This window comes from Pseudomonas sp. Os17 (assembly GCF_001547895.1).
In the GTDB taxonomy this organism is placed as follows: domain Bacteria; phylum Pseudomonadota; class Gammaproteobacteria; order Pseudomonadales; family Pseudomonadaceae; genus Aquipseudomonas.
Genome location: NZ_AP014627.1, coordinates 5519255 through 5533507 on the forward strand (window position 1 = coordinate 5519255; position 14253 = coordinate 5533507).

The 14253-nt window shown below is 62.2% G+C and carries 12 protein-coding genes; 4 read left to right on the forward strand and 8 right to left on the reverse strand.

The genetic code is table 11. The features are described 5' to 3' along the window. Positions 1 to 58: 58 nt before the first annotated feature. From guaA to POS17_RS24255, 4 genes are all read right to left on the reverse strand, one after another. Entirely contained in the window at positions 59 to 1636 is a 1578-nt protein-coding gene (gene guaA, locus POS17_RS24240; RefSeq protein WP_060840865.1) for a glutamine-hydrolyzing GMP synthase, read from the reverse strand. 104 nt (positions 1637 to 1740) lie between these two features. Continuing rightward, positions 1741 to 3210: an IMP dehydrogenase gene (gene guaB / locus POS17_RS24245; protein WP_060840866.1), complete on the reverse strand. Its 1470-nt coding sequence runs from the start codon at positions 3208 to 3210 to the stop codon at positions 1741 to 1743. Between the two features lie 116 nt (positions 3211 to 3326). Beyond that, positions 3327 to 3875 (reverse strand): hypothetical protein, encoded by a 549-nt coding sequence (locus POS17_RS24250; RefSeq protein WP_060840867.1) that lies wholly within the window; start codon positions 3873 to 3875, stop codon positions 3327 to 3329. Positions 3876 to 4005: 130 nt separating this feature from the next. Beyond that, on the reverse strand, positions 4006 to 4776 hold the full coding sequence (locus tag POS17_RS24255; RefSeq protein ID WP_060840868.1) for a sulfite exporter TauE/SafE family protein: 771 nt from the start codon (positions 4774 to 4776) through the stop codon (positions 4006 to 4008). Between the two features lie 102 nt (positions 4777 to 4878). Here POS17_RS24255 and POS17_RS24260 point away from each other — a divergent pair, with 102 nt between their 5' ends. The 4 genes from POS17_RS24260 (at position 4879) to leuA (ending at position 10063) form a co-directional block, all read left to right on the forward strand. Next, a complete protein-coding gene (locus POS17_RS24260) occupies positions 4879 to 5826 on the forward strand; it encodes a LysR family transcriptional regulator (protein WP_060840869.1) in 948 nt (315 codons plus the stop codon). After that, positions 5823 to 7202 (forward strand): exodeoxyribonuclease VII large subunit, encoded by a 1380-nt coding sequence (gene xseA, locus POS17_RS24265; RefSeq protein ID WP_060840870.1) that lies wholly within the window; start codon positions 5823 to 5825, stop codon positions 7200 to 7202. The genes POS17_RS24260 and xseA overlap by 4 nt, the downstream gene beginning before the upstream one ends. Positions 7203 to 7205: 3 nt before the next feature. Continuing rightward, positions 7206 to 8027 (forward strand): peptidoglycan DD-metalloendopeptidase family protein, encoded by an 822-nt coding sequence (locus tag POS17_RS24270; protein WP_060840871.1) that lies wholly within the window; start codon positions 7206 to 7208, stop codon positions 8025 to 8027. A gap of 356 nt (positions 8028 to 8383) precedes the next feature. Beyond that, a complete protein-coding gene (gene leuA, locus POS17_RS24275; RefSeq protein ID WP_016968325.1) occupies positions 8384 to 10063 on the forward strand; it encodes a 2-isopropylmalate synthase in 1680 nt (559 codons plus the stop codon). Between the two features lie 88 nt (positions 10064 to 10151). Here leuA and POS17_RS24280 read toward each other — a convergent pair whose 3' ends face one another. The 4 genes from POS17_RS24280 to der form a co-directional block, all read right to left on the reverse strand. Continuing rightward, on the reverse strand, positions 10152 to 10553 hold the full coding sequence (locus tag POS17_RS24280) for a hypothetical protein (RefSeq protein WP_060840872.1): 402 nt from the start codon (positions 10551 to 10553) through the stop codon (positions 10152 to 10154). Positions 10554 to 10643: 90 nt separating this feature from the next. Next, positions 10644 to 11435, reverse strand: a complete 792-nt coding sequence (locus POS17_RS24285; RefSeq protein WP_060840873.1) for an amidohydrolase — start codon at positions 11433 to 11435, stop codon at positions 10644 to 10646. Next, entirely contained in the window at positions 11423 to 12571 is a 1149-nt protein-coding gene (locus POS17_RS24290) for a pyridoxal phosphate-dependent aminotransferase (protein ID WP_060840874.1), read from the reverse strand. Before POS17_RS24290 ends, POS17_RS24285 begins: the two co-directional genes overlap by 13 nt. 186 nt (positions 12572 to 12757) lie before the next feature. Continuing rightward, complete coding sequence (der, locus tag POS17_RS24295; RefSeq protein WP_016968329.1) at positions 12758 to 14230, reverse strand: ribosome biogenesis GTPase Der; 1473 nt, start codon at positions 14228 to 14230, stop codon at positions 12758 to 12760. Positions 14231 to 14253 lie beyond the last annotated feature (23 nt).

Here is a 14253-nt window from a genome sequence, read left to right on the forward strand (position 1 = left end):
GCGGACTAGAAAATACTCGTCCATTTCACCCGAGCCTGACGCTCGTGAGGCTGCGGGATCATTCCCACTCGATGGTGGCCGGCGGCTTGCTCGACACGTCGTAGGTGACGCGGGAGATGCCTTCGATTTCGTTGATGATCCGGCCGCTGACGGTTTCCAGCAGCTCGTAAGGCAGGTGTGCCCAACGTGCGGTCATGAAGTCGATGGTTTCCACGGCGCGCAGGGCCACGACCCAGGCGTAACGACGGCCATCGCCCACCACGCCCACCGATTTCACCGGCTGGAACACGACGAATGCCTGGCTGACCTTGTGGTACCAGTCGGCCTTGCGCAGTTCTTCGATGAAGATGTGGTCGGCGCGACGCAGCAGGTCGGCGTATTCCTTCTTCACTTCACCGAGGATGCGCACGCCCAGGCCCGGTCCCGGGAACGGGTGACGGTAGACCATGTCGTACGGCAGGCCCAGCTCCAGGCCCAGGCGGCGGACTTCGTCCTTGAACAGCTCACGCAGCGGTTCAACCAGCTTGAGGTTCATTTCTTCCGGCAGGCCGCCCACGTTGTGGTGCGACTTGATCACGTGGGCCTTGCCGCTTTTCGCGCCAGCCGACTCGATCACGTCCGGGTAGATGGTGCCCTGGGCCAGGTACTTGATGTTTTCCAGCTTGCAGGATTCGGCATCGAACACGTCGATGAAGGTGCGGCCGATGATCTTGCGCTTCTTCTCCGGGTCGGATTCACCGGCCAGGTTGCTGAGGAACTGCTCCTCGGCGTTGGCGCGGATCACCTTGACGCCCATGTTCTCGGCGAACATGGCCATCACTTGCTCGCCTTCGTGCAGGCGCAGCAGGCCGTTGTCGACGAAAACGCAGGTCAGCTGGTCGCCGATGGCCTTGTGCAGCAGGGCCGCCACCACCGAGGAGTCGACACCGCCGGACAGGCCCAGCAGGACGTTGTCGCTGCCGACCTGGGCGCGGATCTGGGCAATGGCGTCTTCGGCGATCTTCGACGGGGTCCACAGCGCTTCACAGCCGCAGATGTCGAGGATGAAGCGCGACAGGATGCGGCCGCCCTGCTTGGTGTGGGTCACTTCCGGGTGGAACTGCACGCCGTAGTAACGCAGGTCATCGTTGAACATGCCGGCAATCGGGCAGCTCGGGGTACTGGCCAGGATGTGGAAGTCCTTGGGCATCTTGGTGACCTTGTCACCGTGGCTCATCCACACGTCGAGACCGAACAGGCCGTCGGCGTCGACGTGGTCTTCGATGCCGTCCAGCAGGCGGCTCTTGCCCACCACGTCAACCCGGGCGTAACCGAATTCGCGCAGTTCGGAACCTTCGACCTTGCCGCCCATTTGCTCGGCCATGGTCTGCATGCCGTAGCAGATGCCGAAGACCGGAACGCCCAGATCGAACACCGCTTGCGGGCAGCGAGGACTGTTGGCTTCGTGCACGGACTCGGGACCGCCGGCGAGGATGACGCCTTTGGGAGCGAATTCGCGGATCGCTTCGTCGTCCATGTCGAACGGATGCAGTTCGCAGTAGACCCCGATTTCACGCACGCGGCGGGCGATCAGTTGGGTGTACTGGGAACCGAAGTCGAGGATCAGAATGCGGTGGGCGTGAATGTCGAGGGCCATGGTCAGTCTCGTCTAATTTCAGAAACGACACGGGGCTGAAAAACACAGCCCCGGTTACTAAATTCGTCGATCGCCTCCGGGCCTGGGCCTGGAGGCGATCACTATCAACCTACGCGATAGTTTGGCGCTTCCTTGGTGATCTGCACGTCGTGGACGTGGGATTCAGCCATGCCGGCGCCGGTGATGCGGACAAACTCCGGCTTGGTGCGCATTTCTTCGATGTTGGCGCTACCGGTGTAGCCCATGGAAGAACGCAGGCCACCCATCAGCTGATGGATGATCGCGGTCAGGGTGCCCTTGTACGGCACACGACCTTCGATACCTTCCGGCACCAGCTTCTCGGCACCCGCGGAGGAGTCCTGGAAGTAGCGGTCGGAAGAGCCCTGGGCCTGGGACATGGCGCCCAGGGAACCCATGCCACGGTAAGCCTTGTAGGAACGACCCTGGAACAGTTCGATCTCGCCCGGCGCCTCTTCGGTACCGGCGAACATCGAACCCATCATCACGCAGGAGGCACCGGCCACGATGGCCTTGGACAGGTCACCGGAGAAACGGATACCGCCGTCGGCGATCAGGGGAACGCCCGTGCCGACCAGGGCCGCTGCAACATTGGCGATCGCGCTGATTTGCGGCACGCCGACACCGGCAACGATACGGGTGGTGCAGATCGAGCCAGGGCCGATACCGACCTTGACCGCGTCGGCGCCGGCTTCGGCCAGGGCCTTGGCTGCAGCGCCAGTGGCGATGTTGCCGCCGATCACCTGGACTTCAGGGAAGTTCTCCTTGACCCAGCGAACGCGGTCGATCACGCCCTTGGAGTGACCGTGGGCGGTGTCTACCACCACCACGTCGACACCGGCGTTGACCAGCGCGGCAACGCGATCGCCGGTGTCCTTACCCGTGCCGACCGCAGCGCCGACGCGCAGGCGACCTTGGTCGTCCTTGCTGGCCAGCGGGTAGGCCTTGGCTTTTTCGATGTCGTTGACGGTCATCATGCCCTTGAGGGCGAAGGCGTCATCGACGATCAGCACGCGTTCGATACGGTGCTTGTGCAGCAGCTCACGGACGGCGGTCTTGTCGGCGCCTTCCTTGACGGTGACCAGACGCTCTTTAGGCGTCATCACTTCGCGAACGCTGACATCCAGACGGCTTTCGAAACGCACGTCGCGGGAAGTCACGATGCCCACCAGGTCGCCGTTGTGCAGTACGGGCACACCGGAGATGTTGTGCATGTTGGTCAGTTCGAGGAGGTCACGCACGGTGGCGTCGGCTTCGATGGTGATGGGGTCCTTGACCACACCGGCTTCGAAACGCTTGACCTTGCGCACTTCGGCAGCTTGCTGCTCGATGGTCATGTTCTTGTGGATGATGCCGATGCCGCCTTCCTGAGCCATGGCGATTGCCAGACGGGCTTCAGTGACGGTGTCCATGGCGGCGGAAACCAGTGGAATATTCAGCTCGATGCCACGGGTCAAACGGGTCTTTAGACTGACTTCATTAGGCAGTACTTCGGAATAACCGGGCACTAAGAGGATGTCGTCGAAGGTGAGGGCTTCTTGGCTGATACGCAGCATCGCGGGGGCTCCCGGGCGGGAAAATGGAAGCGCGCCATTATACTCAGACACCTACCCGGGCTCAATGTAAAACTCTGTCTAATATCGCTGGAGTGATAGATGGAGATATCCGCGCGCTACAACTCGACCTTGACCCAACTTATCGGTTGATCCAGCCAGTCGGCGAACTCGTCGATAAAACTCTGTTTGAAACCCGCTTCGGCCCAGTTGTTGAAGATAAAGCCCAAGTTGGAAAAGCCGCATTCCTGAAGAAACAGAAAGCCGTTGATGTCATCTTCATGACCGCACTCGGGACAGGTGAAGTTATCGGTGCGCCCCGGCATCCAGTCTTCCAGGCTCTCGAACAGCGCCTCGCCGATTTCCTGGCGGCATTCGGCGCAGCCGGCTTCTTCGAGGAAGCCCTTGGCCGGGGTATAGATGCAGCGCTTGGTGATGATCTCCAGGCCATTGATCGGCTCGCCGAAGGGCAGCGCCTCTGGCCGCAGCACTACGTCCCGTGCCCCCGGCGCAATCGCATGGCCCATGCGATTGCCGGTACGCCCGCAGGTGCTCAGGGTTTCCTCGACGATGTTCTTGCGCACCAGCCAGCGCACGATGGCCCGGGCCCGGGGCTCGTGCACCGGCAGGGTGGAGATTTTCGGGACGAGGATGCTTTGCGAGTTCATGGATAACCTGAAACGTGCGGGACAGTACGAACGCGTTCGCCGGCAAACCGGCTCCTGGCATTAATTGTAGGAGCCGGCGTGCCGGCGAACGCATTTAAAGGCCCGCAGCTTAATCCCTGCCCCCGGCAGGTCAAGTGCTCAGGTAGCGCCCGATCAAGGCAAAACCACTGGCCAGCACCAGCCAGGTCACCAGGCGGACAAAGGCCTCCCGAGACAACTTCATGGTCAAGCGCCGCCCGACCCACAAGCCCAACGCCATCGCTGGCAACAGGCAGCCGGCCAACAGCAGCAGCGGCCACTCGGCATACACCCCGGCCAGGGCGAACAGGCTCAGGCGCACCACGGTGCTGCAACTGATCAACGCACTTTGAGTGGCCCGGGCCGGGTCCTTGGGCAAACGGCTGTTCAGGTAAATGGCATATAGAAAGCCGCCACTGCCGAACAGCGCGCCAAACATTCCGCCCACTATTCCCATCGGCACCGCCCAGCCGGCCGCCAGCTGAGCCGGGCGCACCTTCACCCACAAGCTGTAGATGGCGTAGGCACTGATAAACAGCCCCATTAATAGAAGCAGCAGATCGGACTTGAGGTTGAGCAGGAAAATCACCCCCAAGGTGCAGCCCAGCGCCATGCAGGGCAACAGCCGCAACAGCTCGGGCCTGGCCACGTCCTTGCGCGATGGCAACAGGTTGCCGAAGGCCGCGACAAAGTCGAGCAGCACCAGCAGCGGCACGATCTTCGACAACGGCATGAACAGGATCAGCACCGGTCCCGCCACCAGCGCCGTGCCGAAACCGGCAATGCCAAACACGATGTACGCCAGCGCGATGCCCATGCCGATCGCCAACCAGGCTCCCGGACCAAACGACCACTGACTCAACCCCTCGATGATCACGCTCATCACTGCGACTTCCCCAACTGGATCAGCAATGACTTTAGCCAGCGGCGAGCCTTGCGACTAATATCGTCAAAGCCTTCAACCCATCGCAAAAAGGCATGTCTTGTGATTTCAACCCGTCAACTGCGCTATTTCGTGGAAATTGCCGAGAGCGGTAGCTTCAGCGCTGCGGCAGAACGCCTGTTCGTTGCCCAGTCGGCCCTCAGCCGGCAGATCAAGGAACTGGAAGGCCAACTGCAAACCCCACTGTTCCAACGCACCGCCCGCCAGCCTCGACTGACTGCCGCCGGTGAAGCCTTCCTGCCCAAGGCCCGCAACCTGCTGAGCGAACTGCACAAGGCTGCGGAGCTGGCCACCCAGGTCGGCCAGGGGCAACTGGGCACGCTGCGCCTGAGTCATTCAAGCACCGTGCCCATGAGCGGTCGCCTGCTGAGGGGCATCAGCGAGTATCTGCAGGCGTGCCCCGGAGCCTCGATGGACATCGTCAAGCTGTCGTCCGAGGCGCAGTTGCAGGAGCTCGCCGAAGGCCGGCTGGATGCTGGCCTGCTGCGCCTGCCGGTACTGCGCCAGCGGGAGGGCGTGCAAATCGTGCCCCTGTTCAGCGAACCGCTGCTCCTGGCCTTGCCGCCACAGCATCCTCTGGCCCTTGATCCACCGGCCCGGGGGGTGGAGCTGGCGCAGCTGCGCAACGAAGCCTTTATCTCCATCCCCCATCCCCAGCGCGGGGGCTTGAGCTATCTGTCGGCACAGTTGTGCATGCGCCAGGGATTCTTTCCCAAGGCCGCGCGAGTCATGTCACGCAAGACCACTCAACTGCAGTTGATCCAGGCCGGTTTCGGCATCGCCCTGCTGCCCGAATCGATGCAGGACATCGCCCCGACCAGCGTGCGTTTCCTGCCTCTGGCCGATAGCGATTGCCAGAGCACCGTCGCCCTCGCCTATCGACAAGACCCCACACCGCTGGTGGCGCAGTTTGTCGAACAGCTGCGCAATCATTGGCAATCGAATTGCGTTGTTCCGTGGACTGACAGCCCCTTAAACTGCGCCCCATGATTAAAGATCCCTTTGCACGACTCGGCCTGGACCGCGAGGTCCTCACTGTCACCCAGCTCAACGGCCGCGCCCGGGTGCTGCTCGAAGACGTGTTCAGCAACATCTGGGTCGAAGGCGAGATCTCCAACCTCGCTCGCCCGGCTTCCGGCCATGTCTACTTCACCCTCAAGGACAGCGGCGCCCAGGTGCGTTGTGCGCTGTTCCGGCAGAATGCTGCGCGGGTCCGCCAGGCGCTGAAGGACGGCCTGGCGGTCAAGGTCCGGGGCAAGGTCTCGCTGTTCGAGGGCCGCGGCGACTATCAGCTGATCCTCGACACCGTGGAGCCAGCCGGTGACGGCGCCCTGCGCCTGGCCTTCGATGCACTCAAGGAAAAGCTCAGCGCCGAAGGCCTGTTCAGCGCCGAGCGCAAGGTGCCGCTGCCCGCTCATCCGCAACGCATCGGCATCATCAGTTCCCCTACCGGCGCGGTGATCCGCGACATCATCAGCGTGTTCCGCCGCCGGGCGCCGCAGGTTGAACTGACCCTGATTCCCACGGCCGTGCAGGGCCGCGAGGCCACGGCGCAGATCGTCCGCGCCTTGCAACTGGCCGATGCCCGGGGCTTTGACGCGCTGATCCTGGCCCGTGGTGGCGGCTCGCTGGAAGACCTCTGGTGCTTCAACGAAGAAGCCGTGGCGCGGGCAGTGGATGCCTGCGTGACGCCGATCGTCAGCGCCGTCGGCCATGAAACCGACGTGTCCATCAGCGATTTCGTGGCCGACGTTCGTGCCCCCACGCCTTCCGCCGCCGCCGAACTGCTGGCCCCTGACTCCAGCGACCTGCAACGCCGCATCGACAGCCTGCATCGGCGCCTGGTGATGCGCATCCGCGACCGGCTGATGCGCGACCGCCTGCGCCTGGACGGCCTGGCCCGACGCCTGCGCCATCCCGGCGAACGCCTGCGCCAGCAAGCACAGCGCCTGGATGACCTGGACATGCGCCTGCGCCGGGCCTTCGAACGCAGCCTCAATACCCGGCGCGAACGCTTGATCCGCCTGGAAACCCGCCTCGGCGCCCAGCATCCGGGTCGGCAACTGGCACTGCTGCGCCAGCGCCTGGACAGCCTGGCCGAACGGCTGCCCCGCGCCATGCGCGAAGGTATCAAGGCCCGGCGCCTGCAATTGCACAGCCAGATGCAGACCCTGCATGTGGTCAGCCCCCTGGCCACCCTGGGCCGCGGCTACAGCATCCTGCTGGACGATCGTGGCCAGGCCATCCGCAACGCCGCCCAGACCCGCAACGGCCAGCGCCTCACTGCCCGCCTGGGTGAAGGCGAGTTGCAAGTGCGGGTCGAAGACAACCACCTGACGCCTGTCACCCTCTCTCTACTGGATTGATCCATGTCGCGCTTTCTCTGCTCCCTGCTGTTGCTGTGCCTGGCCTTGAATGCTCAAGCCGACAGCTACATCACCCGCCTGTTGAACAAGCCTGTGCCCGGTGGCGTCGCGGTGGTCGACCTGGGCAACGCCGCCCAGGCGCCCAAGGCCAGCTATCAAGGCAAACCCGTGCTGGTGGTCAAGGAGCAGAACAACTGGCTGGCGATCGTCGGCATCCCACTGACGGTCAAGCCCGGTCCTCAGCAGATCAGCGCCGGCAACCGCAGCCTGAGTTTCGTGGTGGGCAGCAAGAAATACCCCGAGCAGCACATCACCTTGAAGAACCAGCGCCAGGTCAATCCGAACCCGGCGGACCTCAAGCGCATCGATGGCGAACTGGCAGAGCAGATCCGCGCCTACCGCAGCTTCAGCCCCAACACCCCGAGCAACCTGCTGCTGGACAAACCGGTTAACGGACCGCTGTCGAGCAAGTTCGGCGTGCGCCGGTTCTTCAATGGCGAGGAGCGCAATCCTCACGCCGGGCTGGACTTTGCCGTACCGGCAGGTACGCCGATCAAGACTCCGGCAGCCGGCAAGGTGATCCTGATCGGCAACTACTTCTTCAACGGCAACACGGTGTTCGTCGACCACGGCCAGGGCTTTATCAGCATGTTCTGCCACATGTCGAAGATCGATGTGAAAGTCGGCCAGTCGCTGGCTCGCGCAGCAGTGGTGGGCAAGGTGGGTTCGACTGGACGCGCCACCGGCCCGCATATGCACTGGAACGTCAGCCTGAACGACGCCCGGGTCGATCCGGCGATTTTTATCGGGGCGTTTCAACCCTGATCCCCGGGCCTGACCGCCGACAAGTCGCTCCCCACGAGGATTGCGCAGGCCAGGACGACTGCGCAATCGTTGATATTCTTTACAAGAATAGCCAGCATAAAATCTCGATATAACTTCAATTTCGAGTATTCCTCTCAATTTTTTTCGACTGCTTGCCATCTCTCATCTCAGTGGTTAGGGTTGAGCGCATGAAAACCTCTCACACCCTCATTCAGCGTCGTCAACACCGGAGCCTCTGCCTCGTCAGCGCACGACTGCCAGGCTGAATCGCGGTGCCTCATCCCCCTGCGTCAACACTGCACTCTTGACTCACCGGCAGGTCGCCTCTTTTCGGCCCGGACCATAAGGATTTCTCCATGACCATGCTCAAAGACCCATCCTCCAAGTACCGCGCGTTTCCGACCATCAACTTGCCGGACCGCACCTGGCCGTCGAAGACCATCACCCGCGCGCCGATCTGGTGCAGCTCGGACTTGCGTGATGGCAACCAGTCGCTGATCGAGCCGATGGATGCGGTCAAGAAGCTGCGTTTCTGGAAAACCCTGGTAGCTGTTGGCGTGAAGGAAATCGAGGCGTCGTTCCCCGCCGCTTCGCAAACCGACTTCGATTTCGTGCGCACCCTGATCGAAGGCGGCCATATCCCGGACGACACCACCATCCAGGTATTGACCCAGGCCCGCGAAGACCTGATTGCCCGCACCTTCGAGTCCTTGCGTGGGGCGAAGAAAGCCATCGTCCACCTGTACAACGCCACCAGCCCGTCGTTCCGCCGCATCGTCTTCAACCAGGACAAGGCCGGCGTGAAGGAAATCGCGGTGAACGCCGCCAAGCTGTTCGTCAAATACGCCGCTCAGCAGCCGGAAACCCAGTGGCAGTTCGAGTACTCGCCAGAGACCTTCAGCGCCACCGAACTGGAGTTCGCCAAGGAAGTCTGTGACGCCGTGGTGGAAGTCTGGAACGCGACGCCGACCAACAAGGTGATCCTCAACCTGCCGGCCACCGTTGAAGTGGCGACACCGAACATCTACGCCGACCAGATCGAGTGGTTCTGCCGCCACATCAACCGTCGCGACAGCGTGCTCATCAGCCTGCACACCCACAACGACCGTGGCACTGGCGTAGCCGCCACCGAGCTGGGCCTGATGGCCGGCGCCGACCGTGTGGAAGGCTGCCTGTTCGGCAACGGCGAGCGTACCGGCAACGTCGACCTGGTCACCGTGGCCTTGAACCTCTATACCCAGGGCGTCGATCCGGAGCTGGACTTTTCCGACATCGACGGCGTGCGCAAAGTGGTGGAAGAGTGCAACCAGATTGCCGTGCACCCACGTCACCCATATGTCGGTGACCTGGTCCACACCGCCTTCTCCGGCTCCCACCAGGACGCGATTCGCAAGGGCTTCGCCCAGCAGAAAGCCGACGGCTTGTGGGAAGTGCCGTACTTGCCGATCGACCCGGCCGACATCGGTCGCAGCTACGAGGCAGTGATCCGCGTCAACAGCCAGTCGGGCAAGGGCGGTATCGCCTACCTGCTGGAGCAGGAATACGGCATCAGCTTGCCGCGCCGCATGCAGATCGAATTCAGCCAGGTGGTGCAGCGGGAAACCGATCGCCTGGGCCTGGAAATGACCGCCCAGCAGATCCACGCGCTGTTGCACAGCGAGTACTTGCAGGCCAACACCCCGTACGCGCTGGTCAGCCATCGCCTGCAGGAAGAAAACGGCCACAGCGCCGTGGAAGTGGAAGTGTCGAGCAAGGGCCAGGGCGAAACCAACCTGCACTGGCGTGGCAAGGGCAACGGTGCCCTGGAAGCGCTGGTGGCCGGCTTGCCGGTGCCGGTGGAGATCATGGACTACAACGAACACGCCATCGGCGCCGGCACCAACGCCAAGGCGGCGGCCTACATCGAACTGCGGGTCAACGGTGAGCGTGCGGTCCACGGCGTGGGCATCGACGAAAACATCACCACGGCCAGCTTCAAGGCGCTGTTCAGTGCCCTGAACCGCTCCCTGAGCGAGCAGGAAGCCAAGGCGGCTTAAACAGCGCTGATCAAAAAGGCCCCGGGGAGCGCTGCTCCTCGGGGCCTTTTTGCATCCGTTGCCACGCTAATTGGGCGCGGCACAGGGTTCAGGCATGGACATCGACACTGAACATGGCTTGCAGCAAAGCGGCCTGCAACACCTGCAAAGTGCTGTTGGTCACGGCAATCTGCGCCTGAATCTCCATGACCTGCTGGGCCTTCTGTTCATCACTGGCCTGCCCCTTCTCGGTACTGGCCAATTGCGCCTGTTGTTGCTGCAGAATCTTCTGGGTCTGCTCGATCTGCTTCTGCAACTGCTGCACCGGATCGCCGCCACCTTGCACCGCATCGATGCCGGCACCGGCAGAGTTGACCCGCAGTTCCTTGTCCTCGCCATCCTTGCCCTGGGCCGCCGGCGCCAGCGGGCTGGTGTCTTCGGCTGCCCCGGTCACGACTGTCGGCGTGGACAATGGATAAGGATTGACGGCATTGGCGTTGATGGTGGTCATGCTTGATTCCTCCTGGATGTCCGTCCTATCGGCGCTCGTCCCTGAAGCTTGATATCGGCAACCTGTAAAAAAGTGTGCGGCGATCTGCCCCTAAGTGAACATGAAAGTGTCGGCATCGAGGTTGGCTGGAAAGCGTGCGCGGTAGGCCGCCAGCTCGCCGGCATTCAGGCGCACCTGAAACACCCCATCCGCTTCCCCGGCGCTAAGCAGGGTTTCGCCCTGATAATCCAGCACCTGGCTGTCACCGGTGTAGGCGAAGCCCTTGCCGTCAGTGCCGATCCGGTTGACCGCCGCCACATAGCAAAGATTTTCAATGGCCCGGGCCGGTAGCAGGCGGTTCCAGTGCAAGCGCCGGGCGCCCGGCCAATTGGCGGTGTACAGCAGCAGATCGGTGTCCTGGGCATCGCGACTCCACACCGGAAAGCGCAGGTCGTAGCAGATCAGCGGACGAATGCGCCAGCCCTTGAGCTCGAACTGCACCTGGCGCTCGCCCGGAGTGAAGTGATTGTGCTCGCCGGCCATGCGGAACAGATGGCGCTTGTCGTAATGCCAGACTTCGCCGTCGGGGCGTGCCCACAACAGGCGGTTACGGTGGCTGCCATCCGCCGCCTGGATGATCACGCTCCCCGTGATCACCGCATCAAGCCTCTTCGCCTGGCAGCGCAGCCACTTGCTGGTGGGGCCGTTCTCAGCCTCTGCCAGGGTGCTGGACTCCATGGAAAATCCGGTGGTGAACATCTCCGGCAGGATGATCAGATCGGCACCGCGGGCCTGCTCCAGCAACTGCTCAAAGTGTTCGAAGTTGGCCTGGCGGTCATGCCAGGCCAGGGTGGTCTGAATCAACGCCAGATTCAGATCGGGTAATGCACTCAGATCACGCATAGTTTCTCCGCTGCCTGACGCAGCGTCTCCTCGCGTTTGGCGAAACACAGTCGTACCAGACGCTGCCCCTGGGGCGGCTGCCGATAGAACACCGACACCGGAATGGCGGCCACGCCATGTTCGCGGGTCATCCATTTCGCCATGTCGACGTCATTCAAGTCCGGACGAATCTGCGCATAGTCCACCAGTTGAAAGTAAGTACCGGCCACCCGGGTGAAGCTGAAACGCGAAGCGCTCAGCAAGTCGCAGAACAGATCACGCTTGGCCTGATAGAAGGCCGGCAGTTCCTCGACATGTTCCGGGCACTGGGCCATGAAATCCGCCAGAGCGTACTGCAAAGGGGTCACGCCGCAGAAGCTGACATATTGATGCACCTTGCGCAGCTCGGCGCTCAGGGCCGGTGGCGCAACCACATATCCCGTCTTCCAGCCAGTCACGTGGTAAGTCTTGCCGAAGGAACTGACAACGAAGGCCCGTTTATACAGCTCCTCGTGAGCCAATACGCTGACATGGGGCACACCGTCGAATACCAGATGTTCATACACCTCGTCGCTGACCAGGTAGATGTCGCGATCACGGATCAACGCTGCCAGCTGATCCAGCTCGGCCCAGCTGATCAAGGCGCCACTGGGGTTGTGCGGGGTGTTGAGGATGATCATCCGCGTACGCGGACTCAAGGCTTGGCCAAGCTGCTGCCAGTCGATGGCAAAGTCCTCGAGCCCGAGCTGCACATGCACACAGCGGCCACCGGCCAGCTCCACTGCCGGCTCATAACTGTCGTAACAGGGATCGAAAACGATGACCTCGTCGCCACGCTGAATCACCGCCTGGATGGCACAGAAAATGGCCTGGGTCGCGCCAGGAGTGATGGTCACTTCGCTGTCGGCATTGACCTCGACGCCATAGCTGCGAGCGATTTTCGCCGCCACCTGTTGGCGCAGAGCCGGCAAACCGGTCATGGGGGCGTATTGGTTATGGCCATTGGCGATATGCCGGCCAACCGCGTCGCGCAAGGCCTGGGGACCATCGAAATCAGGAAAGCCCTGGGACAGGTTGAGCGCTCCGGTTTCCACCGCGAGCTGGGACATTTGCGTGAAGATGGTGGTGCCGACATGCGGCAGCTTACTGGTGATCATGAGGGTTCCCTGCTGAACACCCGGCTCTACGGCGGCGCGGGAGGTCCCGAGAATAGCCCAAAGCGCGGCGATTAAAAAAGGGGCCCCAAGGCCCCTTCTTCAGTCGCTGCTTCAAGCTGCAAGCCACGAGCGGCAAGACTTCCCTACCCTCACTTGCAGCTCGTCCCTTGCAGCTGCCGCTGCTGTTTAGCGCTTGTCGCGGCGCTTCTTGTCGGCCTTCTTGTGGTGCGACATCAAACGACGCTTCTTGTTGACCTGGCGGTCGGTGAGCGTGTTCTTGTTGCCTTCGTATGGGTTCTCGCCACCTTTGAACTCGATACGGATCGGCGTGCCCACCAGCTTCAGCACCCGACGGTAGGTGTTTTCCAGGTAACGCACGTAGGACTTGGGTACCTTCTCCACCTGGTTGCCGTGAATCACGATCAGCGGCGGGTTGGCACCGCCCAAGTGGGCGTAGCGCAACTTGATCCGACGGTTGTTGACCATGGGCGGCGCATGCTCGCCAACGGCGTCTTCGAGAATCTGGGTCAGGCGGCTGGTCGGCCAGCGGGTCACCGCCGACTTGAACGAGTTCTGCACCGACTGGTAGAGGTTGCCCACGCCCGTGCCGTGCAGTGCCGAGATGAAGTGGATATCGGCGAAGTCGACGAAGAACAACCGCCGCTGCAGCTCGGTCTTCACGTAGTCGCGCTCGCTTGGCTGCATGCCGTCCCACTTGTTCAGGGCAATCACCAGGGCCCGACCGGCTTCCAGGGCAAAGCCCAGCAGGTTCAGGTCGTGATCCACCACGCCTTCGCGGGCGTCCATGACGAAGATCACCACGTTGGCGTCCTTGATCGCCTGCAGGGTTTTGACCACCGAGAACTTTTCGACTTCCTCGTGGATCTTGCCGCGCTTGCGCACACCGGCGGTGTCGATCAGCGTGTACTTCTCGTCGTTGCGCTCGAACGGGATGTAGATGCTGTCGCGGGTGGTGCCGGGCTGGTCATAGACGATGACCCGATCTTCACCGAGCATGCGGTTGACCAGGGTCGACTTGCCGACGTTGGGACGCCCGATGATGGCGATCTTGATCCCGTCCTTCTCGCTCGGGCCCGGAATGCGCTTGGCTTCCTCGCCTTCGGCGACGATCTCTTCTTCACCTTCCTCCGGCTCGTCGGCGTCATCCTTGGGGAATTCGCGCAGGGCGATTTCCAGCATCTGGGTGATGCCGCGGCCATGGGCACCGGCGATCGGGATCGCATCGCCCATGCCCAATGGCGCGAACTCGGCGCGGGCCATGTCCGGGTCGATGTTGTCGACCTTGTTGGCGATCACGTAGGAGGTCTTGTTACGTTTGCGCAGGTGCTCGCCGATCATCTGGTCGGCCGCGGTAAACCCGGCCTTGGCGTCCACCAGGAACAACACCACATCAGCTTCTTCAATGGCCAGCAGCGACTGCTCGGCCATTTTTTCGTCCATGCCATGCTCGTCACCGGAAATACCACCGGTGTCGATCAGAATATAGGTACGCCCTTGCCACTTGGCCTCACCGTATTGGCGATCACGGGTCAGACCGGACAGGTCGCCGACAATGGCGTCGCGAGTCCGAGTCAGGCGGTTGAACAAGGTGGACTTGCCGACGTTAGGTCGGCCCACCAGGGCGATTACGGGAACCATGCGGCTCTCCACTGCGTTAATTG

Bases quoted from the DNA above. Each gene is read 5' to 3' on its own strand.
- guaA (WP_060840865.1), bottom strand. From the start codon at position 1,636: ATGGCCCTCGACATTCACGCCCACCGCATTCTGATCCTCGACTTCGGT.
- guaB (WP_060840866.1), bottom strand. From the start codon at position 3,210: ATGCTGCGTATCAGCCAAGAAGCCCTCACCTTCGACGACATCCTCTTA.
- POS17_RS24250 (WP_060840867.1), bottom strand. From the start codon at position 3,875: ATGAACTCGCAAAGCATCCTCGTCCCGAAAATCTCCACCCTGCCGGTG.
- POS17_RS24255 (WP_060840868.1), bottom strand. From the start codon at position 4,776: ATGAGCGTGATCATCGAGGGGTTGAGTCAGTGGTCGTTTGGTCCGGGA.
- xseA (WP_060840870.1), top strand. From the start codon at position 5,823: ATGATTAAAGATCCCTTTGCACGACTCGGCCTGGACCGCGAGGTCCTC.
- POS17_RS24270 (WP_060840871.1), top strand. From the start codon at position 7,206: ATGTCGCGCTTTCTCTGCTCCCTGCTGTTGCTGTGCCTGGCCTTGAAT.
- leuA (WP_016968325.1), top strand. From the start codon at position 8,384: ATGACCATGCTCAAAGACCCATCCTCCAAGTACCGCGCGTTTCCGACC.
- POS17_RS24280 (WP_060840872.1), bottom strand. From the start codon at position 10,553: ATGACCACCATCAACGCCAATGCCGTCAATCCTTATCCATTGTCCACG.
- POS17_RS24285 (WP_060840873.1), bottom strand. From the start codon at position 11,435: ATGCGTGATCTGAGTGCATTACCCGATCTGAATCTGGCGTTGATTCAG.
- POS17_RS24290 (WP_060840874.1), bottom strand. From the start codon at position 12,571: ATGATCACCAGTAAGCTGCCGCATGTCGGCACCACCATCTTCACGCAA.
- der (WP_016968329.1), bottom strand. From the start codon at position 14,230: ATGGTTCCCGTAATCGCCCTGGTGGGCCGACCTAACGTCGGCAAGTCC.